Source organism: Psychrobacillus sp. BM2, assembly GCF_048572895.1.
In the GTDB taxonomy this organism is placed as follows: domain Bacteria; phylum Bacillota; class Bacilli; order Bacillales_A; family Planococcaceae; genus Psychrobacillus.
Map to the genome: position 1 here is coordinate 4,021,938 of NZ_CP183878.1, position 25,323 is coordinate 4,047,260.

Here is a 25,323-nt window from a genome sequence, read left to right on the forward strand (position 1 = left end):
AATGACCACTACTATATTCTATCAAATTTCGAATGAAAAATGGGTGTAATTCTTGTCATAAAAGAAAAACTCTCGCAAATAGTTTGCAAGAGTTTAAATAGGATAGTATATTATGATTTCTTTTTAGGTATTTTGACAGTAATTTGATAAAATTCTTCTGTATCTTCTTCTTCAGTTTTAATATTAATACCGCTTTTAGTAACCATCGATAGAGATTGCTTAATCGTATTTAATGCAATACGAACATCCTTACTTACTACTTTTCTCTTCGATTTATCCTTTTTATCATTTTTTACCGGTGGGTTTATAATTTCATTAACCTTTTCTTCCAACTGCTTAACATTCCATTGTTTTTCAATTGACATGTTCATCAGTTCCAGTTGTGTCTCTTTTTCTTTAATAGCCATTAATGCGCGAGCATGTCTTTCCGAAAGATCTTTTTTCATAATAGCTTCTTGAACTTCCTGAGGTAACTTTAGTAATCTCAGTTTATTTGCAACTGTAGACTGCCCCTTACCTAGACGTTGAGCCAATGCTTCTTGTGTTAAATCGTGCAATTTCAATAATTTTTGATAAGCTACTGCTTCTTCAATAGCAGTTAACTCTTCACGTTGTAAGTTTTCTATTAATGCAATAGAAGCAGTTTCTTTATCACTTAGATTACGAATTATTGCTGGAACCTCGGACCACTTTAACTTAGTCATCGCTCTAAAACGACGCTCTCCAGCAATTATCTCGAACTTTTCATCATCCATCTTCCGAATAATGATGGGTTGAATCACACCGTGTGTATGAATGGTTCTTGCTAATTCTTCTATTTTATCATCATCAAAAACAGTCCTAGGTTGATATCTGTTAGGTACTATTTTCTCTATTGCAATATTTAATACTTCTTCTAAATGATTTTGCCTTGGCTCGATCATTTCTTCCTGCCCTTGTTTTTCAGAACTTCCAAAAAAACGTGAAAATGGACTTTTCATCTTACTCGCACCACCTTTTCGAAACTCTATACACAAAATATTCACAGTTAAAATAATTATACATTAAATGTTTCACGTGGAACGTTCCTCATTAAATAATTGGTGTTTTGTTTGGAATACCTGGTTTTCGAGGGTATCTTTTCGGTGTGCTTTTAGTTTTAGAAAAGACATACAACGTTCTTTCACTATTTTCTATTGGTAACAGAAAAGAATAATCTGCAGTTTTTTCTGCACCTAAAACGATTAATGCTTTAGAAGCATCTTTGAGTTCTTCAGAAGCGCTAGCTGCTTTCATGGCTATAAATTTCCCTCCAACTTTAACTAAAGGAAGACAAAGTTCAGATAGCACGGAAAGTCTTGCAACAGCTCTCGCAGTTACAATATCATAATTTTCTCTATATTCTTTGTTTTGTCCAAAGTCTTCTGCGCGGGAATGAACAAACTGAACATTTGTTAATCCAAGCTCTTGACTAAGGTGAGTTAAAAATTGAATTCGTTTATTCAAGGAATCTACAATTGTAACACTTAAATTAGGAAAGCAAATTTTCAGAGGAATACTAGGAAAGCCTGCTCCTGCTCCTACGTCACAAATAGAGTATTTCCCTGTGAAATCTTCATAAAAAGAAGCACTAATGGAATCAAAGAAATGCTTTAAATAAACAGATGCTTCATCAGTTATTGCTGTTAGATTCATCTTTTCATTCCATTCCACTAGCAGCCTAAAATAAGTTTGAAATTGTTTTACTTGTGTACTACTCAAATCTATTCCTTTTTCATGAAGGGCTTGTATAAATTGTTCTTCGTTCATGTAGTTCTCCTTATCATTTTAGACTATCCAGTGACTTTGGCTATTTTCCCTTGTTCAATATATATAAGAAGAATAGAAATATCCGCTGGATTTACCCCTGAAATACGAGATGCTTGAGCAATCGACAATGGGCGTACTTGCATCAGCTTTTGTTTTGCTTCAGTAGCAATACCATTAATTGCATTATAATCAATATTCTCAGGAATTTTTTTGTCTTCCATTTTTTTAAGTTTTTCTACTTGCTGAAGAGATTTTTCAATATACCCTTCATATTTAACTTGTATTTCTACTTGTTCTTTTTCTTCTAAAGCTAATTCTACCTCAGAAGGTGATAATTGAGCTACTAAATCATAGTTCATTTCAGTTCGTTTTAACAAATCGGCTGCACGAATCCCATCTTTCAATTCGCTACCATCCACACTTCGTATTAAAGCTTGGGTTATTTCATTTGGTTTTATCATTGTCGAGCGTAAACGAACTAACTCATCTTCTATTCTTTTCTTTTTCTCTAAGAATTTATTATAACGTGTTTCTGGAACTAAGCCAATTTCATATCCAATTTCTAATAGTCTTAAATCCGCATTATCGTGACGAAGTAATAAACGATACTCTGCACGAGAAGTAAGTAAACGATATGGTTCATTCGTTCCTTTCGTTACTAAGTCATCAATTAATACACCAATATACGCATCAGATCTGCTTAACACTTTTTCTTCTTTCTTAAGTGCTCGTAAACCTGCATTTATTCCTGCCATCAAGCCTTGACCGGCTGCTTCTTCATAACCCGAAGTCCCATTGATTTGGCCTGCTGTATATAAATTTTTTACTTTTTTAGTTTCTAATGTTGGCCATAATTGTGTTGGTACCATTGCATCATACTCAATTGCGTATCCAGCACGCATCATTTCTGCATTTTCAAGTCCGGGAACAGATGCAAGAAGCTGGCGTTGAACATGCTCAGGAAGGCTTGTAGATAATCCTTGAACATAAACCTCACGTGTATTTCTGCCCTCTGGCTCTAAGAAAATCTGATGACGTGGCTTGTCATTAAAGCGTACTACTTTGTCTTCTATTGAAGGACAATATCTTGGTCCAGTTCCTTTAATCATACCAGAATACATCGGTGATAAATGTAAATTATCATTAATAATTTGATGTGTCGTTTCACTTGTATAGGTTAACCAGCAAGGTAATTGATCCATGATGAATTCTGTTGTATCAAAACTGAATGCTCTCGGAACATCATCCCCTGGTTGAATCTCTGTTTTACTATAATCTATTGTTTTACTGTTTACACGTGGTGGTGTCCCAGTTTTAAAGCGAACTAGCTCGAAACCTAAATCACGAATACTGTCAGCTAACTTTATAGAAGGCTGCTGATTATTAGGTCCACTTGAATACTTCAAGTCTCCAATAATAATTTCACCACGTAAGAAAGTACCCGTCGTTATTACGACCGTTTCTGCTCGATAAACTGCTCCAACCTGCGTTTCAAGTCCTACAATTTTATCGTCTTCTACTATTAATTCTTCTACTACAGCTTGATGAATCGTTAAGTTTTCTTGCTCTTCTAAAAGACGTTTCATCTCATGTTGGTATAATACTTTATCTGCTTGCGCACGTAACGCTCGAACAGCAGGTCCTTTCCCTGTGTTCAGCATTCTCATTTGAATATGTGTTTTGTCAATAACTCTTCCCATGGCCCCGCCAAGTGCATCTATTTCACGCACAACAATTCCTTTTGCAGGTCCTCCGATCGATGGATTACAAGGCATAAATGCAATCATATCAAGATTAATTGTTAGAACTAAGGTATTTGCACCCATTTTGGCAGCTGCTAATGCTGCTTCTACACCTGCATGTCCTGCTCCAACAACAATCACATCGAACTTGCCTGCTTCAAACTTTGGCATGTTCGTAACTTCCTTTCGTTTTTTATTTTCCTAAACAGAATTGTGAGAACAGTTGATCAATCAAACTTTCTTCAACTGTATCCCCTGTTATTTCGCCCAATATCTCCCACGTTCTAGTAACGTCTATTTGTATCATATCTACAGGCACATTACTCTGTGCAGCTTCTAATGCATCCATGATAGTAGATTTTGCCAAAGTTAATAATGATATATGACGAGCATTCGAAACATAGGTCATATCTGAAGCTTCAATTGAACCCTCAAAGAATAATGAGGCAATTGCTTCTTCTAATTCATCCACACCTTCCTCTTGTAGCAAAGAAGTGGTCACAATACGTTTGTGACCTGATAGATTTCTTACTTCATCTATATCTATTTCGGTTGGTAAATCAGTTTTATTGATAATAACGATATAATCCATTCCTTCAATCGCTTCAAACAATCTTTTGTCTTCCATCGTTAACTGTTCAGCACTATTTAATACAAGCAATATAAGATCTGCCTCTTTAAGTACTTGTCTAGATTTTTCTACACCGATTCTTTCCACAATATCTTCAGTTTCTCGAATACCGGCAGTATCAACTAATTTTAAAGGAACGCCGCGTACATTAACGTACTCTTCTATAATATCTCTTGTTGTTCCTGCTATATCCGTTACAATTGCTTTATTTTCTTGTATTAAACTATTTAAAAGAGATGACTTCCCTACATTTGGTCTACCGATAATAGCAGTAGATAGCCCTTCTCTTAGTATTTTCCCTTGGGATGATGTCAAAAGTAATTTGTCTATTTCTTCCCTGACCCAAGTACATTTTTCAATCATCAGTGGGAGTGTCATTTCTTCCACATCATCATATTCTGGATAATCGATATTCACTTCTACTTGTGCCAAAGTCTCTAAAAGGGCTTGCCTCAATGTTGCAATAAGCCTTGATAATCTACCGTCCATTTGTCCTAACGCAACATTCATTGCTTTATCTGTTTTTGCTCTTATTAAATCCATTACGGCCTCAGCTTGTGACAAATCAATTCTTCCATTTAAAAAAGCGCGTTTAGTAAACTCACCTGGTTCTGCAAGACGGGCACCGTTAATTAATACTAACTGTAGTACTCGATTAACAGAAACTAGTCCACCGTGGCAGTTTATCTCAATTACGTCTTCTCTTGTAAATGTTTTTGGTCCTTTCATTAAGGACAGCATGACTTCCTCTACAACTTCATCCGTTTTAGGGTCAACTAGATGCCCGTAATGAATGGTATGAGAACTCTGCTCAAATAAATCTTTTCCGTTTGGTGAACGAAATATTTTATTTGCTATAGCTATTGCACTAGATCCACTTAATCTCACTATTGCAATGGCACCTTCTCCCATTGGAGTTGAAATAGCAGTTATTGTATCAAGTTCCACAGGTGTCCACCTCCTTACAAATCCATACATATCCACATGTGTATAACTAAAACGAACACGACTATCTAACATATAACAATACCATAAAACAACTAAAATCAGAAGTATAGATACTTTTACATATGTGAACAAAAATACCTAAAGTTAGATAAATGAAGATTATGCACAAGTAAAGTACAAGCATCCTTTAAGGATCTCTTGTTGTAATCATGCTAATGAAGCATTGATTTTTGTTAAACAGAAAGAAAAACGGACTTCAGTGTTTTACATTAGCTGAAATCCGTTTAAAGGTTATTTAATTGGTTCAATGACTAGATAACGATTTGGATCAGTTCCCACTGAATAGGTTTCAATATCTACTCGTACAGACAATGCATTATGGATTATTTTTCGTTCAAATGATGACATCGGTTCAAATTCTACCTTGCTACCAGTTCGAATAGCTTTGTCTGCCATTCTTTCTGCCAGTTGCTCCAGTGACTCTTGTCTTCGTTCTCGGTAATTACCGACGTCTAATTTAATAATAATAAAGGAATTAGAATATTTATTGGCAACTAGTTGTGATAAGTTTTCTAAAGCATTAAGTGTTTGCCCACGCTTCCCTATTAACATAGCTGCTTTCTCGCTATTTAAGTGAAGATGAATAAACTTACCTTCTCTTTTCTCATTTATAACCAAATCATCAATATTCATTTCTTTTGCAATCACGTTTATATAGCTTTTTGTTTCTTCTACTGCTTGTTCATTCGTTTGTTTAATAGTTGGTTCTTCATCCATAACCGAATCATTTACGACTGTCTTTTCTAGTTCGGCTACTTCTTCAACTACTTCTTGTTCTCGTGCTGCTTTTACATCTTGTTCTTTTTTCAAAACAGTTACTTCAACAACTGCAGGCTTCGTTCCAAATCCAAGAAAACCTTTTTTACCTGCTTCCACTACCTTAATTGACACGTCATCTCTAGAAACGCCAAGCTTTTCAAGTGCAACTGTTATAGCTTCTTCTTTTGTAGGTGCAGTTTGTGTAATCTGATTCATTTTTTTGGTCCTCCCGTTTTAACAGGTGCTGTTTTTGGTTTGTTCCAAGGTTTGTAAATGAATAAATTTTGAAGGATAGAAATAATATTTCCGATAACCCAATATAAAGTCAATGCAGCTGGAAGTACGATACCAAATCCCATAATCATAAATGGCATAATATACATCATCAGCTTCATTTGAGGATTATCCATCGCTGGACCAGTCCGTAAAACAATTAATTGCATAAGTCCTGCTAGAACCGCTAAGATAATACTAGGTTCTGCTAGTGCAAAGCCTATAAAATCTCCTAGATTAATCTCTGGCGTATTATTCATACGACTAATTGCGTGATAGAAACCAATTAGTATCGGCATTTGAATAAATACTGGTAAACAACCTGCAACAGGATTAATTCCTTTCTCTTTATAAAGAGCCATCATTTCTTGCTGAAACTTTTGTTGAGTTACCGCATCTTTTGAACTGTATTTCTCTTTTAACTTAGCCATTTCCGGCTGTACTTCTTGCATATTTTTAGAGCTTTTTGTTTGTTTGATCATTAATGGTAGTAATACTAAACGTATAATTATTGTTACCGCAATAATACCCAACCCATATGTCCCTAATATTCCTTTAAAGAACGTAATCGATGATACTAATGGCCATACGATATATTCATTCCAGAATCCTTTTGAGTTATCATAGATAGGCTCATTAAATTCCGTACATCCTGCTAGTAAGGCAGTAGCTACTATTAATAATAGTACAAGTGATAAACGTTTATTCAACCTTCTTCCCCCTAATAAGTCTTATATATCTCTTCATTTCATCTTACCATTTCTTTAAAAACTTACTACTAACTTTTTTTCTTTAAGACTTTGGCTACTTTCAAAACATGTTCCAAACTTTTTTTGGTTTCATGAAAGTCTAACTTGGCCGCCGGATTTCTGGCGATAATAATATAGTCCATGTTTGGAAAGACCTGATCATGTATTTCAAGGAAGGTTTGTCTAATATATCGTTTAATACGATTACGGACTACTGCATTTCCTACTTTTTTACTGACAGATAATCCAACCCGATAAAAATCTTCTTCTTTATTTAAGCAGTACACAACAAATTGTCTATTCGCAAAGGACTTACCCTTTTTAAAAATTGTCTGGAACTCTGCATTCTTTTTAATACGTTGTTTCTTGTTCATCTTCTCACCAGCTCCAACTAATCGTTTTAAAAGAAAAAAAAGACCACTGAAATGGTCAGTGGACTTATGCTGATAATACTTTTCTTCCTTTAGCACGACGGGCTGCTATTACGCGGCGACCGTTTTTTGTACTCATACGTGCGCGGAAACCGTGATTTTTGGCACGTTTACGTGTATTTGGTTGGAATGTACGTTTCATCTATATGACACCTCCTGAGTGGACATCTTCAAACTTCTTAAGACAGTCTCCGATATTATATATAAGTTACAGTGGTTTTGTCAATGACTTTCAATAAATCTCTTCTCTTTTAGCAATACACAGTTATCCACAATTATGAATATATCTATTTTAGTACCTGTATATAAAAAAATCCCCAAAAAAATTATCCACAACACTTATAAACATATTCTTCACATATTATTCCCTTGTGGACAACTTATATTGTTAATAATTAAATAATTGTGGATAACCCTTAAATTTCTTGTAATTTCAATGTTTTTTTGTTACGATATTTGTGTTTTACTTTTTCAATAACATTTCACTCTTTTTTATTATCCACAGTTGTTAGTAATCTGTGGATAAGTTTATTCCCACAACTTTATAAAGTTTATCCACAGCCGGTGGATTTGTGTATATGTCGAATTTTGTCATACATATTTTATTTTTTGAGAAAAGAGTTTAACAAACAAATCTACAGTAAAGGAGATTAGATAATTGGAACATTTAGAAGAACTTTGGGCTAAAGTTCTCTCTGAAGTAGAAAAGAAAACATCGAAACCAAGTTTTGAAACTTGGCTGAAGTCGACCAAACTACTTTCATATAAAGGAGAAACTGTCACTATAGCTGCACCCAATTCATTTGCTAGGGATTGGTTAGAGAATCATTATGTTCACCTAATAGCTGGTATATTAACTGAGTTAACCGGTAATGAACTACTTATATCTTTTGTTGTACCAAAAACTCAAGATATGGATGATTTCGACATTCCTAAACCAAAAATGCCTGCGAATGGAGGAGATCAACCAGATTTTTCACCAGGAATGTTAAATTCTAAAAATACATTCGATACATTTGTCATTGGATCTGGTAATCGCTTCGCTCACGCAGCATCTTTAGCTGTAGCTGAAGCTCCCGCTAAAGCCTATAATCCACTTTTCATATATGGAGGAGTTGGATTAGGAAAAACCCACTTAATGCATGCGATTGGTCATTATGTACAAGAACATAATCCAAATGCTAAAGTGGTTTATTTATCTTCTGAAAAGTTTACAAATGAATTTATAAACTCCATTAGAGATAATAAAGCTGTCAATTTCCGCAATAAATATAGAAACGTAGATGTTCTACTAATAGATGATATTCAGTTCCTTGCAGGAAAAGAATCAACTCAAGAAGAATTTTTCCATACTTTTAATGCCTTGCATGAGGAATCCAAGCAAATTGTAATTTCAAGTGACCGACCTCCTAAAGAAATTCCTACTTTAGAAGACCGTTTACGTTCTCGATTTGAATGGGGATTAATAACAGATATTGCACCACCAGATTTAGAAACTCGTATTGCTATCTTACGCAAAAAGGCACGTGCTGATGGATTAGATATATCAGATGATGTGATGGCATATATAGCAAACCAAATAGATTCCAATATTCGTGAACTAGAAGGCGCTCTCATCCGAGTAGTGGCCTATTCTTCTCTTATAAATAAGGATATTAATATCGATTTAGCAGCAGAGGCTCTTAAAGATATCCTGCCAAATGCTCGTCCAAGGATTATTACAATTTTAGATATCCAAAAAGTAGTTGGGGAGCATTTTCATATTCGATTAGAGGATTTTGTCGCTAAAAAACGTACAAAGTCAATTGCATTTCCAAGACAAGTAGCAATGTATCTTTCTCGCGAATTAACTGATTTTTCATTGCCTAAAATTGGAGAAGAATTTGGTGGACGTGATCATACGACCGTTATTCATGCACACGAAAAAATATCAAGAATGCTAAAAGATGATGCAAATCTTCAAGACGATGTAAAACAAATCAAATCTATTTTAGGTAGGTAAAAAAGAGTTTGTGGATAAACGCATAGTTTACTAGATTACTTAGACACAACTTATGCACATGTGGACAAGTAGGTATACGTTAAGAAAAAGAGACTTATCAACATATCCACAAGCCCTAGTACTATATCTATTATTCTTTTAAATAAATATAATTATATAAGTGAGGTATAAAAATGAAATTCGAAGTAATGAGAGATAGTTTATTAGAGGGATTAAGCGATGTTATAAAAGCAGTAAGTTCCAAAACAACAATTCCAATTCTGACTGGATTGAAACTAGAAGTAACTAATAAAGGACTTTATATTACTGGTAGTGATTCAGATATTACTATTCAAACTTTTATACCTGTTGAAAAAAATGGAGAAAAGGTTATTAGTATTACAGAAACAGGCACTATCGTTTTACAAGCTAGAGTATTTAATGAAATAGTACGAAAATTACCAACAAATGATGTAGAAATAGAAGTAACCAATCAATTCCAAACACATATTAGATCGGGGAAATCTGAATTTAATCTAATTGGACTCGATGCATCTGAATATCCATTACTACCGGAAATTGAAGAAGAAAGACAGTTCTTTATTCCATCTGATTTACTCAAATCTATTATTAAAGAAACTGTATTTGCGGTATCTACTTCTGAAAGCCGTCCTGTTCTTACAGGTGTCAATTGGCAGGTAAAAGAAGGGGAACTTCACTGTGTAGCTACTGATAGTCACCGGTTAGCTAAAAGAAAAACGGTTATTAAAGATTTACCAGAAGAAGAATACAGTATCGTAATTCCTGGGAAAAGCTTAAATGAATTAAATAAAATTTTAGAAGAAACATCGTCGGAAGTAGCAATTGTGATGACTCAACAACAAATTCTATTTAAAACAGGTAACGTATTATTCTACTCACGATTATTAGAAGGTAATTATCCAGACACTTCAAGATTAATACCAAGTGAAAGCAAGACAACTATATTGGTGAATAGTAAATCGTTGTTGCAAGCAATTGACAGAGCCTCTTTACTTGCACGCGAGGAACGAAATAATGTTGTACGTTTTTCCACTTTAGGTAATGGATTTATTGAAGTATCTTCTAACTCTCCGGAGATAGGTAACGTAGAAGAACAAATTCAAGCAGAAGAAATAGATGGAGAAGAACTAAAGATTTCTTTTAGTGCTAAATATATGATGGATGCCTTAAAAGCTATTGATGGACAAGATGTCAAAATCCTATTCACAGGTGCTATGAGACCATTTATATTGAAATCTGTACATGATGATTCGATATTACAGCTGATTTTACCAGTTAGAACTTACTAATATTCCAGGGATAGTCACGTTTGTGGCTATCCTTTTTACTTATTTCATTATTTGGAGTAAAATGAAGGGATAATGATTAGGAGAAGAGGTTGAGTTACTGTTGGAAGAAATTCGATTTGACTCAGAATTTATAACACTTGGACAATTATTAAAAATGACAGATGCGATTAGTTCCGGTGGAATGGCCAAATGGTTTTTAAGTGAGCATGAAGTATATATTAACGGAGAAGTGGATCAAAGACGGGGTCGTAAATTACGTCATAATGATGTAGTGAACATTCCAGGAGTAGGAAGATTTAAATTGGTTGGACCTGAGAACGGGGATTGATATGTATATTGAACGATTAGAGTTAAAAGATTTCCGTAATTACGATTCAATTGAAATGAACTTTTCCTCTAAGATTAATGTGTTTATAGGCGAAAATGCACAAGGTAAAACAAATTTAATGGAATCTCTCTATGTATTATCCATGGCAAAGTCTCATAGGACTTCTAACGATAAAGAATTGATACGTTGGGAAGCAGACTATGGTAAAATAAAAGGAGATATACAAAAAAAATATGGGCATTTGCCTTTAGAATTGATTCTTTCAAAAAAAGGAAAAAAAGCCAAGGTAAACCATCTAGAGCAAACGAGGTTAAGTGATTATATAGGTCAGCTTAATGTCGTGATGTTCGCACCAGAGGATTTATATTTAGTAAAAGGAAGTCCACAAGTGAGAAGACGATTTCTCGATATGGAAATCGGTCAAATTTCCCCTATCTATTTACATGATTTACTTCATTTCCAAAAAATAATGAAACAACGAAATCATATTTTAAAACAACATCAAGGTAAAACTATGTTAAATGATGTGATGTTCGATGTTTATACGGAACAATATATAGATGCAGCAATAAAAGTGATTCAAAAAAGATTTCATTTTATGCAATTGTTACAACAATGGGCAGAACCAATTCACTTTGGGATTTCTAGAGGCTTAGAAAAATTACGAATTTCCTATAATTCTTCAACTGGAGTTCAACCAGAATGGACAGCAAATGAAATGAAAAATCATCTTGAAAGAAAAATAGCAGGGAGTCAGAATAGAGAACTCTATCGTGGAGTATCCTTAATTGGACCACATCGCGATGATTTACAATTTTTTGTAAATGACTATGATGTCCAAACTTATGGATCTCAGGGACAGCAGCGTACAACGGCATTGTCTTTGAAGCTCGCTGAAATTGAATTGATAAAACAGGAGGTTGGCGAATCTCCTGTTTTATTACTGGATGACGTTTTATCCGAACTAGATGACTATAGACAATCTCACTTGTTAAATACAATTCAAGGAGATGTCCAAACGTTTGTTACAACTACAAGTGTTGAAGGAATTGCACACGAGACAATTCAACAAGCTGAATTGTTTCATGTGGAACAAGGTGCAATAGTAGACCAATAAGAGTATTCAACGAACACAATTGTACAAACAGAAAAAGTTTTTAAATGAATCACCATTATTGAAGGTATGAAAGAGTGGGTGAGCAAGTTGGCAATGGAAGAAAAAGACCTAAATCAATCTTATGATGCTGATCAGATACAAGTATTAGAAGGATTAGAAGCTGTTCGAAAGCGTCCAGGGATGTATATTGGTACGACAAGTTCAAGAGGGCTTCATCATCTTGTTTGGGAAATTGTCGATAACAGTATTGATGAAGCATTAGCAGGATACTGTGACCATATTATTGTTACTATCGAAAAAGATGATTGGATTCGAGTAGAAGACAATGGTCGCGGTATACCAGTTGATACACAAGAAAAAATGGGCAAGCCAGCAGTAGAGGTAATCATGACAGTTCTACATGCAGGTGGTAAATTTGGAGGCGGCGGATATAAAGTATCCGGAGGACTACATGGTGTAGGTGCCTCAGTAGTAAATGCCCTATCCGAATATACAGAAGTATATGTTAAACGTGACGAAAAAATTCATCTGATTAAATTTGAGCGTGGAGCAGTTTCCTCTCCTCTAGACATTATTGGAGACACAGACGTTACTGGAACAACTACTAGATTTAAGGCAGATGCTGAGATTTTCACGGAAACTACAATGTACGAATACGAGATTCTTGAACATCGTGTACGTGAACTAGCGTATTTAAATCGTGGATTATCTATAACACTTGCAGATGAAAGAGAAGGAAAAGAAAAAACGGTTAAGTATTACTACGAAGGCGGTATTAAGTCATACGTAGAAGACTTAAACGAATCCAAAGAGCCTATAACAGAAGAAGCAATATTTGTTGAAGGTGAAAAGGATGGAATTTCTGTAGAGATTGCTATGCAATATAATTCAGGATACTCCTCAAACATTTTATCTTTTGCTAATAATATAAGTACGTACGAAGGTGGAACACATGAATCTGGCTTCAAAACAGCATTGACTCGTGTCATAAACGACTATGCAAGAAAGAATGGCTTGTTAAAAGAGGCAGATACCAATTTATCTGGGGACGATGTACGGGAAGGTTTAACTGCAATTGTTTCCATAAAACACCCAGATCCTCAATTTGAAGGCCAAACAAAAACTAAGCTTGGTAACTCCGAAGTAAGCCCAATTACAAATAGTCTATTTTCCGAAGGATTTGATCGATTCTTATTAGAAAATCCTCAAATCTCCAGAAAAATAGTGGAAAAAGGCTTGATGGCTGCTAGAGCTCGCGTAGCCGCTAAAAAAGCACGTGAATTTACACGTCGTAAATCAGCATTAGAGGTTTCTAGCTTACCTGGTAAATTAGCAGACTGCTCTTCTCGTGTTCCTGCAGAAAGTGAATTGTATATCGTAGAGGGTGACTCTGCCGGTGGTTCTGCTAAATCTGGTCGTGATCGTCATTTCCAAGCAATACTGCCTTTACGTGGTAAGATTCTGAATGTCGAAAAAGCTCGCCTAGATCGAATTTTAGGAAATGCAGAGATTCGCGCGATGATCACAGCACTTGGAACTGGTATTGGTGAAGAGTTTACTTTAGAAAAAGCTCGTTATCATAAGATCATCATTATGACAGATGCGGACGTTGATGGTGCACATATCCGGACATTGTTACTTACATTCTTCTTCCGTTTTATGAGACCATTGATTGAAGCTGGTTATGTATATGCAGCTCAGCCACCTTTGTATCAGGTAAAACAAGGGAAGCATGTAGAGTATTGCTATAATGACGAACAGTTAAAAGAGATTATAGATCGCTTACCAAAAACTTCGAAGCCTAATATTCAGCGTTATAAAGGTTTAGGGGAAATGGATGCAGATCAGCTTTGGGATACTACAATGGATCCAGAAGTGCGTACTTTACTACAAGTAAACTTAGATAATGCAATGGAAGCAGATAAAGTCTTTGAACAACTAATGGGTGAGGAAGTAGAACCAAGACGTCTCTTCATCGAAGAAAATGCTGTATATGTGAAAAACTTAGATATTTAAGAAAGTGTGTGACTGGAGGTCTTTAGGATGTCAGAAATACCGAATAAAGGCGTAAAGGGGATCAATATTAGTACAGAAATGAGAACCTCATTTTTAGACTATGCGATGAGTGTTATTGTATCCCGTGCCTTGCCAGACGTTCGTGACGGGCTAAAGCCTGTACATCGTCGTATTTTATATGGTATGCAAGAGTTAGGTAATACACCTGATAAGCCTCATAAAAAATCGGCTCGTATTGTAGGAGACGTAATGGGGAAATACCATCCACATGGTGACTCATCTATTTATGAGGCAATGGTACGTATGGCACAGCATTGGAGCTACCGCTATATGTTAGTAGATGGACATGGTAATTTTGGTTCAGTAGATGGTGATGGAGCAGCTGCAATGCGTTACACCGAATCGAGAATGTCTAAAATTGCCCTGGAGTTATTGCGTGATATTAATAAAAATACAATAGATTACAAAGATAACTATGATGGACAAGAAAAAGAGCCTGTGGTTTTACCAAGTAGATTTCCTAACTTACTTGTAAACGGTGCATCTGGAATTGCAGTTGGTATGGCTACTAATATTCCATCTCATAATTTAGGGGAAGTAATTGACGGAGTATTGGCTTTAGCTGAAAACCCAGCAATTACGTTGGAAGAATTGATGACTATTATACCAGGACCGGATTTCCCTACAGGTGGGATTATTTTAGGTCGCAGTGGTATTCGTCGTGCGTATGAAACAGGTAGAGGTTCCATACTTATACGTGCAAAAGTAGAAATTGAAGTAAAATCAAGTGGAAAAGAAGTTATTATTGTCAAAGAATTACCATACCAAGTCAATAAAGCACGATTAATAGAAAAAATCGCTGAATTAGTGCGCGATAAAAAAATTGATGGTATTACCCATCTAGCCGACGAATCCGATCGTAATGGAATGCGTATCGTCATTGAAGTACGGAAAGATGCAAATTCTCACGTATTATTAAATAACTTATACAAACAAACAGCATTACAATCGAGCTTTGGTGTTAATATGCTAGCTTTAGTGGACAACCAGCCAAAAGTTTTAAATATTAAAGAAATGCTCTATCATTACTTAGAACATCAAAAAGTAGTAATAACCCGTCGTACGCAGTTTGAACTGAACAAAGCGGAAGATCGTGCACATATTTTAGAAGGACTTCGAATTGCCTTAGATCATATTGATGAAATCATCAAGTTAATCCGTGCTTCACGAACTGGTGAAGAAGCAAAAAATGGATTGATGGAGACATTCAATTTATCTGAAAGACAAGCTCAAGCAATTCTAGATATGCGATTACAACGTTTAACTGGTTTAGAACGAGATAAAATTGAAGAAGAATATCAAAACTTAATGAAATTAATTGAAGAACTAAAATTCATTTTGGCCAACGATTATCGTGTAGTTGAAATCATAAGAGAAGAAATTACCGAGATTAAAGATCGTTATGCGGACAAACGTCGAACTGAAATTGTTGCTGGAGGAGCAGAAGTTTTAGAGGATGAAGACTTAATCCCAGTTGAAAACTCTGTACTTACTTTAACAAACAAAGGATATATTAAACGTTTACCTGCAAATACGTATAAGAGTCAAAAAAGAGGCGGTCGTGGTGTCCAAGGTATGGGTACTAACGAAGATGATTTTGTTGAGCATCTTTTGTACACATCAACGCATGATACAATTCTCTTCTTTACAAACAAAGGTAAAGTATATCGAGCTCGAGGATTTGAGATTCCGGAATACGGTCGTACAGCTAAAGGATTACCAATTATAAATTTATTAGGTATAGAAAAAGATGAGCATATCACTGCTATGATACCAATGGCGTCGTTTGAAGAGGATAATTATTTTATTTTCACAACGAAGTATGGGGTAACGAAACGTTCTCCTGTAACTGGATTTGCACATATCCGTGCGAATGGATTGATTGCTATTTCTTTACGTGATGAAGATGAACTTATTGCTGTTCGTTTAACCGATGGCGATAAACAGATCATTATTGGTACACGACAAGGTAAATTAGTTCGATTCGAAGAAACCGATATACGCTCCATGGGTAGAACTGCCGGAGGAGTGAGAGGGATTCGTTTGAAAGATGATGATTATGTAGTTGGTATGGAGATTATCGAACCTGATCAAGAAATTTTGGTCGTTACGGAAAATGGATACGGCAAACGTACTCCAGAGTCAGAATATCGCCTGCAAACTCGTGGTGGAATGGGTGTTAAAACTTGCCAAATCACAGACAAAAATGGTCCTTTGTCAGCTGTTAAGGCAGTTAATGGTACAGAAGATTTGATGCTGATCACGATTAATGGAATGCTTATCCGTATGGATGTAAATGATATTTCTAAAACTGGCCGCAGTACACAAGGTGTCCGTTTAATGAGGTTAGCTGGAGATGAGCTAATTTCTACTGTAGCAAAAGTTGAAAAAGAAGAAGATGATGATGAAGAAATTGTAGAAAGTCTAGAAGAAGGGTCTACAATTGAAATAGAGTCTTCTCTAACAGAAGAACAAAACGAATAGTAATAAAAAACACCCATAAACAATCCTGTTTATGGGTGTTTTTACGTATCTCGGTAGACATTTGCCGTATACTTTCAATATGAATATTTAGTATAATCAAAGAAATGCTTGGAAAGCGGGGGACACTAAATGAACCAAACCCTCATTAATTTAGAGGAATTGAAATTAGGTACTATAATCGCAGAAGATATATTAGTTAATACTAACTCACCTATCATTCACAAAGAGTCAAAGGTAACTAGAGAACTTATTCAAGTATTGAGTGCTTTTAATATAACTAAAGTACCGGTTGTCCTAGAAAATGTTTTTAATAGATCAGAAGAAGATATAAAAAAGTTATTTGAAGAAAAAGTAGAATCTTCTCCTATAGAAGAAAAGCCACTAGTGACTACGAGTTTTGTTCAATTATATAAAGAGGCTGTAGATAGTTTCTATAAAGAGTTTATCGGATGGGAAGCAGGCATGAAAGTAGATGTGACAAAGCTACGGAATATCATTATGCCCTTGGTCGAAAAAGCAATGGTAGAAAAGCAAGTATTTTCTCTGTTGAATATGTATTCTAAGATGGATAAATATATTGCACATCATTCTATAGCAGTTGGGATTATTTCTGGGGCAATAGCTAAAAAGTTAAATTATTCCTCCGGTCAAATAACACAAATGGCTACCGCTGGTTTAATGGCTGATATAGGTATGGCAAAAGTGGAATCAAACATACGTGATAAAAAGTCTGTTTTGACGGAATCGGAATTTTCTGAGGTAAAAAAACATACTATTTATAGTTTTCAAATGATTAAAGATAGCCCTTTATTAAAACCTGAAATGAAATTAGCAATCTTTCAACATCATGAACGTTTAGACGGAAGTGGTTATCCGAAAAGTGATAAATTGAATGATGTTTCTGTTTACTCTCAAATAATAGCAGTAGCTGATGTCTATCATGCGATGACTTCAGAACGTATTTACCGTGCGAAAAGTTCTTCTTTTAAGGTACTAGAAATGATTCGAGAAGAAGAGTTTGGAAAGTATAATATAGAAGTAGTCAATAAATTAATAGAGTTAGTAGGGTCTCTACCTATTTCAACTAGAGTTCTTCTGTCAACAGGAGAAAAGGGAGAAGTAGTTTTCTTACATAGAGATTCTCCAATGCGTCCAATGATTAGATTGATTGATGGTGGTCAAATAATAGATTTAGCTGCGAAAAGATCCATTCATATAGAGAGTATTATTAGTTAAATTAGTCTAAACTCTTTCATCTTTTATTAGTAGAAGAAAGAGTTTAATATTATTTTCCGATAATGTGTTGACATATTCCTTTTAACTTGATATTATATAGAAGTCGCCAAAACGACATGACAACAACATGAACATTGAAAACTGAACATGCAAAACGTTAAGAAATATAGCAATCAGCTAACTTAGTTAGTTTGATAGCAAAACAATTTTTGACATCATTTAATGATGATGCCAGCAAAACAAATGAGCTTTTTAAGTTCTCTATTATGGAGAGTTTGATCCTGGCTCAGGACGAACGCTGGCGGCATGCCTAATACATGCAAGTCGAGCGAATGACGAAGAAGCTTGCTTCTTCTGATTTAGCGGCGGACGGGTGAGTAACACGTGGGCAACCTGCCCTGTAGATTGGGATAACTCCGGGAAACCGGGGCTAATACCGAATAATCCATTTCCTCTCATGGGGAGATGTTAAAAGACGGTCTCGGCTGTCACTACAGGATGGGCCCGCGGCGCATTAGCTAGTTGGTGAGGTAACGGCTCACCAAGGCGACGATGCGTAGCCGACCTGAGAGGGTGATCGGCCACACTGGGACTGAGACACGGCCCAGACTCCTACGGGAGGCAGCAGTAGGGAATCTTCCACAATGGACGAAAGTCTGATGGAGCAATGCCGCGTGAGTGAAGAAGGTTTTCGGATCGTAAAACTCTGTTGTGAGGGAAGAACAAGTACGAGAGTAACTGCTCGTACCTTGACGGTACCTCATTAGAAAGCCACGGCTAACTACGTGCCAGCAGCCGCGGTAATACGTAGGTGGCAAGCGTTGTCCGGAATTATTGGGCGTAAAGCGCGCGCAGGCGGTCCTTTAAGTCTGATGTGAAATCCCACGGCTCAACCGTGGAAGGTCATTGGAAACTGGGGGACTTGAGTACAGAAGAGGAAAGCGGAATTCCAAGTGTAGCGGTGAAATGCGTAGAGATTTGGAGGAACACCAGTGGCGAAGGCGGCTTTCTGGTCTGTAACTGACGCTGAGGCGCGAAAGCGTGGGGAGCAAACAGGATTAGATACCCTGGTAGTCCACGCCGTAAACGATGAGTGCTAAGTGTTAGGGGGTTTCCGCCCCTTAGTGCTGCAGCTAACGCATTAAGCACTCCGCCTGGGGAGTACGGTCGCAAGACTGAAACTCAAAGGAATTGACGGGGGCCCGCACAAGCGGTGGAGCATGTGGTTTAATTCGAAGCAACGCGAAGAACCTTACCAGGTCTTGACATCCCGCTGACCGCTCTAGAGATAGAGTTTTCCCTTCGGGGACAGCGGTGACAGGTGGTGCATGGTTGTCGTCAGCTCGTGTCGTGAGATGTTGGGTTAAGTCCCGCAACGAGCGCAACCCTTGATCTTAGTTGCCAGCATTCAGTTGGGCACTCTAAGGTGACTGCCGGTGATAAACCGGAGGAAGGTGGGGATGACGTCAAATCATCATGCCCCTTATGACCTGGGCTACACACGTGCTACAATGGACGGTACAGAGGGTCGCAACCCCGCGAGGGTGAGCAAATCCCATAAAACCGTTCTCAGTTCGGATTGTAGGCTGCAACTCGCCTACATGAAGCCGGAATCGCTAGTAATCGTGGATCAGCATGCCACGGTGAATACGTTCCCGGGCCTTGTACACACCGCCCGTCACACCACGAGAGTTTGTAACACCCGAAGTCGGTGGGGTAACCCTTACGGGAGCCAGCCGCCGAAGGTGGGACAGATGATTGGGGTGAAGTCGTAACAAGGTAGCCGTATCGGAAGGTGCGGCTGGATCACCTCCTTTCTAAGGATAATATCGGAATACAGATCTTTATCTGTATCTTAACGTTTTGCAGTTCAGTTTTGAATGTTCATTTTTATATGAAGATTCGATACTTGTTCTTTGAAAACTGGATAAAACGACATTGAAACAATAAACAACAAGAAATTCTGTTGTGATTATTTACGTAATCACGACGTGTAAGACTTTTTAACTTTTAGGTTAAGTTAATAAGGGCGCACGGTGAATGCCTTGGCACTAGGAGTCGACGAAGGACGGCACTAACACCGATATGCTTCGGGGAGCTGTAAGTGAGCTTTGATCCGGAGATTTCCGAATGGGGAAACCCACTGTTCGTAATGGAGCAGTACATTTGCGTGAATACATAGCGCATCTGAGACACACCCAGGGAACTGAAACATCTAAGTACCTGGAGGAAGAGAAAGAAAAATCGATTCCCTGAGTAGCGGCGAGCGAAACGGGAATAGCCCAAACCAAGAGGCTTGCCTCTTGGGGTTGTAGGACACTCTACATAGAGTTACAAAGGAATGAGTTAGACGAAGCGATCTGGAAAGGTCCGCAGGATAGGGTAAAAGCCCCGTAGTCCAAAATTTATTCTCTCTTGAGTGTATCCTGAGTACGGCGGAACACGTGAAATTCCGTCGGAATCCGGGAGGACCATCTCCCAAGGCTAAATACTACCTAGTGACCGATAGTGAACCAGTACCGTGAGGGAAAGGTGAAAAGCACCCCGGAAGGGGAGTGAAATAGATCCTGAAACCGTGTGCCTACAAGTAGTTAGAGCCCGTTAATGGGTGATAGCGTGCCTTTTGTAGAATGAACCGGCGAGTTACGATTACATGCAAGGTTAAGTTGAGAAGACGGAGCCGCAGCGAAAGCGAGTCTGAATAGGGCGAATGAGTATGTGGTCGTAGACCCGAAACCAGGTGATCTACCCATGTCCAGGATGAAGGTAAGGTAACACTTACTGGAGGTCCGAACCCACGCACGTTGAAAAGTGCGGGGATGAGGTGTGGGTAGCGGAGAAATTCCAATCGAACCTGGAGATAGCTGGTTCTCTCCGAAATAGCTTTAGGGCTAGCCTCAAACGTTAGAATCTTGGAGGTAGAGCACTGTTTGGACTAGGGGCCCATCCCGGGTTACCGAATTCAGACAAACTCCGAATGCCAATGATTTATGTTTGGGAGTCAGACTGCGAGTGATAAGATCCGTAGTCAAGAGGGAAACAGCCCAGACCACCAGCTAAGGTCCCAAAGTATTTGTTAAGTGGAAAAGGATGTGGCGTTGCTTAGACAACCAGGATGTTGGCTTAGAAGCAGCCATCATTTAAAGAGTGCGTAATAGCTCACTGGTCGAGTGACGCTGCGCCGAAAATGTATCGGGGCTAAACAAATCACCGAAGCTGTGGATTGATACCTATGGTATCAGTGGTAGGAGAGCGTTCTAAGGGCGTTGAAGTCAGACCGGAAGGACTGGTGGAGCGCTTAGAAGTGAGAATGCCGGTATGAGTAGCGAAAGACGGGTGAGAATCCCGTCCACCGTATGACTAAGGTTTCCTGAGGAAGGCTCGTCCGCTCAGGGTTAGTCGGGACCTAAGCCGAGGCCGATAGGCGTAGGCGATGGATAACAGGTTGATATTCCTGTACCACCAAACCACCGTTTGAGTAATGGGGGGACGCAGAAGGATAGGGTAAGCATGCTGTTGGTTATGCATGTCCAAGCAGTAAGGTGTGAATGTAGGCAAATCCGCATTCTCTAACATTGAGCTGTGATGGCGAGGACGTATGTCCGGAGTTCCTGATTTCACACTGCCAAGAAAAGCCTCTAGCGAGGTGATAGGTGCCCGTACCGCAAACCGACACAGGTAGTCGAGGAGAGAATCCTAAGGTGAGCGAGAGAACTCTCGTTAAGGAACTCGGCAAAATGACCCCGTAACTTCGGGAGAAGGGGTGCTCTTTTGGGTGCATAGCCTAGAAGAGCCGCAGTGAATAGGCCCAGGCGACTGTTTAGCAAAAACACAGGTCTCTGCAAAACCGTAAGGTGAAGTATAGGGGCTGACGCCTGCCCGGTGCTGGAAGGTTAAGAGGAGTGCTTAGCGCAAGCGAAGGTGCGAATTGAAGCCCCAGTAAACGGCGGCCGTAACTATAACGGTCCTAAGGTAGCGAAATTCCTTGTCGGGTAAGTTCCGACCCGCACGAAAGGCGTAACGATCTGGGCACTGTCTCAACGAGAGACTCGGTGAAATTATAGTACCTGTGAAGATGCAGGTTACCCGCGACAGGACGGAAAGACCCCGTGGAGCTTTACTATAGCTTGATATTGAATTTTGGTGCAACTTGTACAGGATAGGCAGGAGCCTTAGAGCCCGGAGCGCCAGCTTCGGAGGAGGCGTCGGTGGGATACTGCCCTGGTTGTATTGAAATTCTAACCCATACCCGTAACCCGGGTAGGAGACAGTGTCAGGCGGGTAGTTTGACTGGGGCGGTCGCCTCCTAAAGTGTAACGGAGGCGCCCAAAGGTTCCCTCAGAATGGTTGGAAATCATTCGAAGAGTGTAAAGGCAGAAGGGAGCTTGACTGCGAGACCTACAAGTCGAGCAGGGTCGAAAGACGGGCTTAGTGATCCGGTGGTTCCGCATGGAAGGGCCATCGCTCAACGGATAAAAGCTACCCCGGGGATAACAGGCTTATCTCCCCCAAGAGTCCACATCGACGGGGAGGTTTGGCACCTCGATGTCGGCTCATCGCATCCTGGGGCTGTAGTCGGTCCCAAGGGTTGGGCTGTTCGCCCATTAAAGCGGTACGCGAGCTGGGTTCAGAACGTCGTGAGACAGTTCGGTCCCTATCCGTCGTGGGCGTAGGAAATTTGAGAGGAGCTGTCCTTAGTACGAGAGGACCGGGATGGACACACCGCTGGTGTACCAGTTGTTCTGCCAAGAGCATCGCTGGGTAGCTATGTGTGGACGGGATAAGTGCTGAAAGCATCTAAGCACGAAGCCCCCCTCAAGATGAGATTTCCCATTACGCAAGTAAGTAAGATCCCTCAAAGACGATGAGGTAGATAGGTTCGGGGTGGAAGCGTGGCGACACGTGCAGCTGACGAATACTAATCGATCGAGGACTTAACCAAATTTGTTTCAGTTCCAATGTCGTTTATCCAGTTTTGAGTGAACAAGCACTCTATATATGAGGGTTTCAAGATACAAGCAGTGCTAGGAAACGATTGAGAGAAGGAAGGAACGTACTAACGTACGTGACTGACAGAACGAATGAAGTTGACAACGCAATGCGGCGTATATTGAAAGCCGAAGAGTCTAGTGATGATGGCGAAGAGGTCACACCCGTTCCCATACCGAACACGGAAGTTAAGCTCTTCAGCGCCGATGGTAGTTGGGGGTCTCCCCCTGTGAGAGTAGGACGTCGCTGGGCACCAAAGAAAAAGTCGTTACCGAATAATCGGTAGCGACTTTTTTTGTATGTATTGATGGTAAGATTTAATCAATAGAGAAGTAGGATTGGTTAACCCGGTTTATTAGCTCCTTGAGTCACTCAAGACTAACAATTAAAGAAATGGAGAGCCTTTATTGCTATTCTTATAGCACATGTTGGTGGCCCTTTGAATGTATAGGTCAAGATTCTGCAATAAGCTTTACATCTATCGTCTAGTACTATGCTAGAGCTCTCCAAATGTATATTCTGGGGCTTCTAGTATAAATAAGAGGGAACACATTTCTTCACTCGATATCCCATGGTAATGATGTAACAAAGTCAGTCCGGGGTACTTCGGAAACAGAAAATTTTTTTCTCTTAAAATTCACTTGTACTTTTCTTGTAATTGTTGATTTTAATCTAAAGACCATAGTTCTTTAAGATTACTAATCTACTAAGTAGAGGTTTCAATGAAAATCTCCATCTAACTTCGTTCTAGCAAACATTTAAAGATCCCTTTACTTATGTAACTATTATGCTAGTTTAAACAGAATTTTAACTCTTTCTCATTGAAGAAAGAAAAGTCCGAATAAACATATTATTCAAGGTTTCTTGACACTTGTGTGAAGCGCTGATAACCTTGTAATAATATTTATTTAACGAGGAGGAATTCAGCGAAATGTGGGAATCTAAATTTCAAAAAGAAGGCTTAACATTTGATGATGTTTTATTAGTTCCAGCTCAATCAGAAGTATTACCAAAGGATATCAATTTATCGGTGCAATTAACGTCTAAAATTAAATTAAATATCCCGATGATTAGTGCTGGTATGGATACGGTAACGGAAGCTAAAATGGCGATTTCAATGGCACGTCAAGGTGGACTTGGAGTTATCCATAAAAACATGAGTATTGAAGAACAAGCGGAACAAGTTCAAACCGTTAAACGTTCTGAAAACGGTGTAATTACAGACCCTTTCTTTTTAACTCCAGAACATCAGGTATATGATGCTGAACATTTGATGGGGAAATATAGAATTTCAGGTGTCCCTATTGTAAACAATGAAGATGATTTACAATTAGTTGGCATTATCACTAACCGTGATCTGCGCTTTATTCAGGATTACTCTTTAAAAATAGATGATGTAATGACAAAGGAACGATTGGTTACAGCTTCAGTAGGAACAACTCTCGAGGATGCTGAAAAAATTCTTCAACAATACAAAATTGAAAAGTTACCTATCGTTGATGAAAGTGGAAAACTAAAAGGCTTAATCACAATTAAGGATATTGAAAAAGTGATTGAATTCCCTAATGCTGCAAAAGATCATCATGGACGTTTGTTAGTAGGTGCTGCAGTAGGCGTTACGAAGGATACGATGATAAGAGTACAGAAGCTTGTAGAAGCACAAGTAGATGTAATTGTTATTGATACTGCACATGGTCATTCTCAAGGTGTTATGGATACAGTAAAAGAGATTCGTAACGCATATCCGGAACTAGATATTGTTGCTGGAAATGTAGCTACTGGTGAAGCAACAAAGGCTTTATTTGAAGCAGGTGCCGATGTTGTCAAAGTTGGTATTGGACCTGGCTCTATTTGTACAACTCGTGTTGTAGCAGGTGTTGGGGTTCCTCAAATTACAGCTATATATGATTGTGCTACAGAGGCTCGTAAGGCTGGTAAAACAATTATTGCTGACGGTGGTATTAAGTATTCAGGTGATATCGTAAAAGCGTTAGCTGCGGGTGGACATGTAGTAATGTTAGGTAGCTTACTTGCTGGCACGACAGAAAGTCCAGGGGAGACAGAAATTTTCCAAGGAAGACGTTTTAAAACTTATCGTGGAATGGGATCTATTGCAGCTATGGAAAAAGGTTCAAAAGACCGTTATTTCCAAGAGGATGCAAAAAAACTAGTTCCAGAAGGTATTGAAGGTCGTCTTCCTTATAAAGGACCACTTTCTGATACTGTTCACCAATTACTAGGTGGTGTTCGTGCAGGAATGGGATATTGTGGGACAGGAACTCTTGAAGCTCTACGTGAAAATGCACAATTTGTCCGTATGACTGGAGCAGGATTACGTGAAAGTCATCCGCATGATGTTCAAATCACAAAAGAGGCTCCAAATTACTCTTTATCATAAGT

The 25,323-nt window shown here is 38.4% G+C and carries 16 protein-coding genes and 3 rRNA genes; 11 read left to right on the forward strand and 8 right to left on the reverse strand.

Annotated elements, in window-relative coordinates; all coding sequences use genetic code 11:
* Nucleotides 1-110: 110 nt before the first annotated feature.
* From noc to rpmH, 8 genes are all read right to left on the reverse strand, one after another.
* Nucleotides 111-980, reverse strand: a complete 870-nt coding sequence (noc, locus tag ACN6MX_RS19830) for a nucleoid occlusion protein (protein ID WP_419960483.1) — start codon at nucleotides 978-980, stop codon at nucleotides 111-113.
* Nucleotides 981-1,071: 91 nt separating this feature from the next.
* Nucleotides 1,072-1,788, reverse strand: a complete 717-nt coding sequence (rsmG, locus tag ACN6MX_RS19835; protein WP_419960484.1) for a 16S rRNA (guanine(527)-N(7))-methyltransferase RsmG — start codon at nucleotides 1,786-1,788, stop codon at nucleotides 1,072-1,074.
* Between the two features lie 23 nt (nucleotides 1,789-1,811).
* Nucleotides 1,812-3,701, reverse strand: a complete 1,890-nt coding sequence (gene mnmG, locus ACN6MX_RS19840; RefSeq protein WP_419960485.1) for a tRNA uridine-5-carboxymethylaminomethyl(34) synthesis enzyme MnmG — start codon at nucleotides 3,699-3,701, stop codon at nucleotides 1,812-1,814.
* Between the two features lie 22 nt (nucleotides 3,702-3,723).
* On the reverse strand, nucleotides 3,724-5,109 hold the full coding sequence (gene mnmE, locus ACN6MX_RS19845) for a tRNA uridine-5-carboxymethylaminomethyl(34) synthesis GTPase MnmE (protein ID WP_419960486.1): 1,386 nt from the start codon (nucleotides 5,107-5,109) through the stop codon (nucleotides 3,724-3,726).
* A gap of 291 nt (nucleotides 5,110-5,400) precedes the next feature.
* The gene (gene jag / locus ACN6MX_RS19850) at nucleotides 5,401-6,144 is read right to left on the reverse strand and encodes an RNA-binding cell elongation regulator Jag/EloR (RefSeq protein WP_419960487.1); all 744 of its coding nucleotides are present in this window, start codon (nucleotides 6,142-6,144) and stop codon (nucleotides 5,401-5,403) included.
* The gene (yidC, locus tag ACN6MX_RS19855; RefSeq protein WP_419960488.1) at nucleotides 6,141-6,911 is read right to left on the reverse strand and encodes a membrane protein insertase YidC; all 771 of its coding nucleotides are present in this window, start codon (nucleotides 6,909-6,911) and stop codon (nucleotides 6,141-6,143) included. Before yidC ends, jag begins: the two co-directional genes overlap by 4 nt.
* A gap of 68 nt (nucleotides 6,912-6,979) precedes the next feature.
* Entirely contained in the window at nucleotides 6,980-7,324 is a 345-nt protein-coding gene (gene rnpA, locus ACN6MX_RS19860) for a ribonuclease P protein component (RefSeq protein ID WP_419960489.1), read from the reverse strand.
* A 64-nt stretch (nucleotides 7,325-7,388) separates the two neighbouring features.
* Complete coding sequence (gene rpmH / locus ACN6MX_RS19865; RefSeq protein ID WP_090567297.1) at nucleotides 7,389-7,523, reverse strand: 50S ribosomal protein L34; 135 nt, start codon at nucleotides 7,521-7,523, stop codon at nucleotides 7,389-7,391.
* A 516-nt stretch (nucleotides 7,524-8,039) separates the two neighbouring features.
* Between rpmH and dnaA the strand changes: the two genes are divergently transcribed.
* The 11 genes from dnaA to guaB all read left to right on the forward strand — a co-directional run bounded on the left by dnaA (nucleotide 8,040) and on the right by guaB (nucleotide 25,321).
* Nucleotides 8,040-9,383 (forward strand): chromosomal replication initiator protein DnaA, encoded by a 1,344-nt coding sequence (gene dnaA, locus ACN6MX_RS19870; protein ID WP_419960490.1) that lies wholly within the window; start codon nucleotides 8,040-8,042, stop codon nucleotides 9,381-9,383.
* 173 nt (nucleotides 9,384-9,556) lie between these two features.
* On the forward strand, nucleotides 9,557-10,693 hold the full coding sequence (gene dnaN, locus ACN6MX_RS19875) for a DNA polymerase III subunit beta (RefSeq protein WP_419960491.1): 1,137 nt from the start codon (nucleotides 9,557-9,559) through the stop codon (nucleotides 10,691-10,693).
* Nucleotides 10,694-10,793: 100 nt separating this feature from the next.
* Entirely contained in the window at nucleotides 10,794-11,021 is a 228-nt protein-coding gene (yaaA, locus tag ACN6MX_RS19880) for a S4 domain-containing protein YaaA (protein WP_419960492.1), read from the forward strand.
* A 1-nt stretch (nucleotide 11,022) separates the two neighbouring features.
* Nucleotides 11,023-12,138 carry a DNA replication/repair protein RecF gene (gene recF, locus ACN6MX_RS19885; RefSeq protein WP_419960493.1) on the forward strand — a complete coding sequence of 372 codons (1,116 nt, stop codon included), beginning with the start codon at nucleotides 11,023-11,025 and terminating at the stop codon, nucleotides 12,136-12,138.
* Nucleotides 12,139-12,231: 93 nt separating this feature from the next.
* Nucleotides 12,232-14,154 carry a DNA topoisomerase (ATP-hydrolyzing) subunit B gene (gene gyrB / locus ACN6MX_RS19890; protein ID WP_419962673.1) on the forward strand — a complete coding sequence of 641 codons (1,923 nt, stop codon included), beginning with the start codon at nucleotides 12,232-12,234 and terminating at the stop codon, nucleotides 14,152-14,154.
* 27 nt (nucleotides 14,155-14,181) lie between these two features.
* The gene (gene gyrA / locus ACN6MX_RS19895; RefSeq protein ID WP_419960494.1) at nucleotides 14,182-16,698 is read left to right on the forward strand and encodes a DNA gyrase subunit A; all 2,517 of its coding nucleotides are present in this window, start codon (nucleotides 14,182-14,184) and stop codon (nucleotides 16,696-16,698) included.
* Nucleotides 16,699-16,827: 129 nt separating this feature from the next.
* Nucleotides 16,828-17,934: an HD-GYP domain-containing protein gene (locus ACN6MX_RS19900; RefSeq protein WP_419960495.1), complete on the forward strand. Its 1,107-nt coding sequence runs from the start codon at nucleotides 16,828-16,830 to the stop codon at nucleotides 17,932-17,934.
* A 263-nt stretch (nucleotides 17,935-18,197) separates the two neighbouring features.
* Nucleotides 18,198-19,751: ribosomal RNA gene (locus tag ACN6MX_RS19905) — 16S ribosomal RNA — on the forward strand.
* A 196-nt stretch (nucleotides 19,752-19,947) separates the two neighbouring features.
* Nucleotides 19,948-22,876, forward strand: a 23S ribosomal RNA gene (locus ACN6MX_RS19910).
* Nucleotides 22,877-23,059: 183 nt separating this feature from the next.
* Nucleotides 23,060-23,175 (forward strand): 5S ribosomal RNA (gene rrf / locus ACN6MX_RS19915).
* The 16S, 23S and 5S rRNA genes sit together here, the layout of an rRNA operon.
* Nucleotides 23,176-23,854: 679 nt before the next feature.
* Nucleotides 23,855-25,321, forward strand: a complete 1,467-nt coding sequence (gene guaB / locus ACN6MX_RS19920; RefSeq protein ID WP_419960496.1) for an IMP dehydrogenase — start codon at nucleotides 23,855-23,857, stop codon at nucleotides 25,319-25,321.
* Nucleotides 25,322-25,323 lie beyond the last annotated feature (2 nt).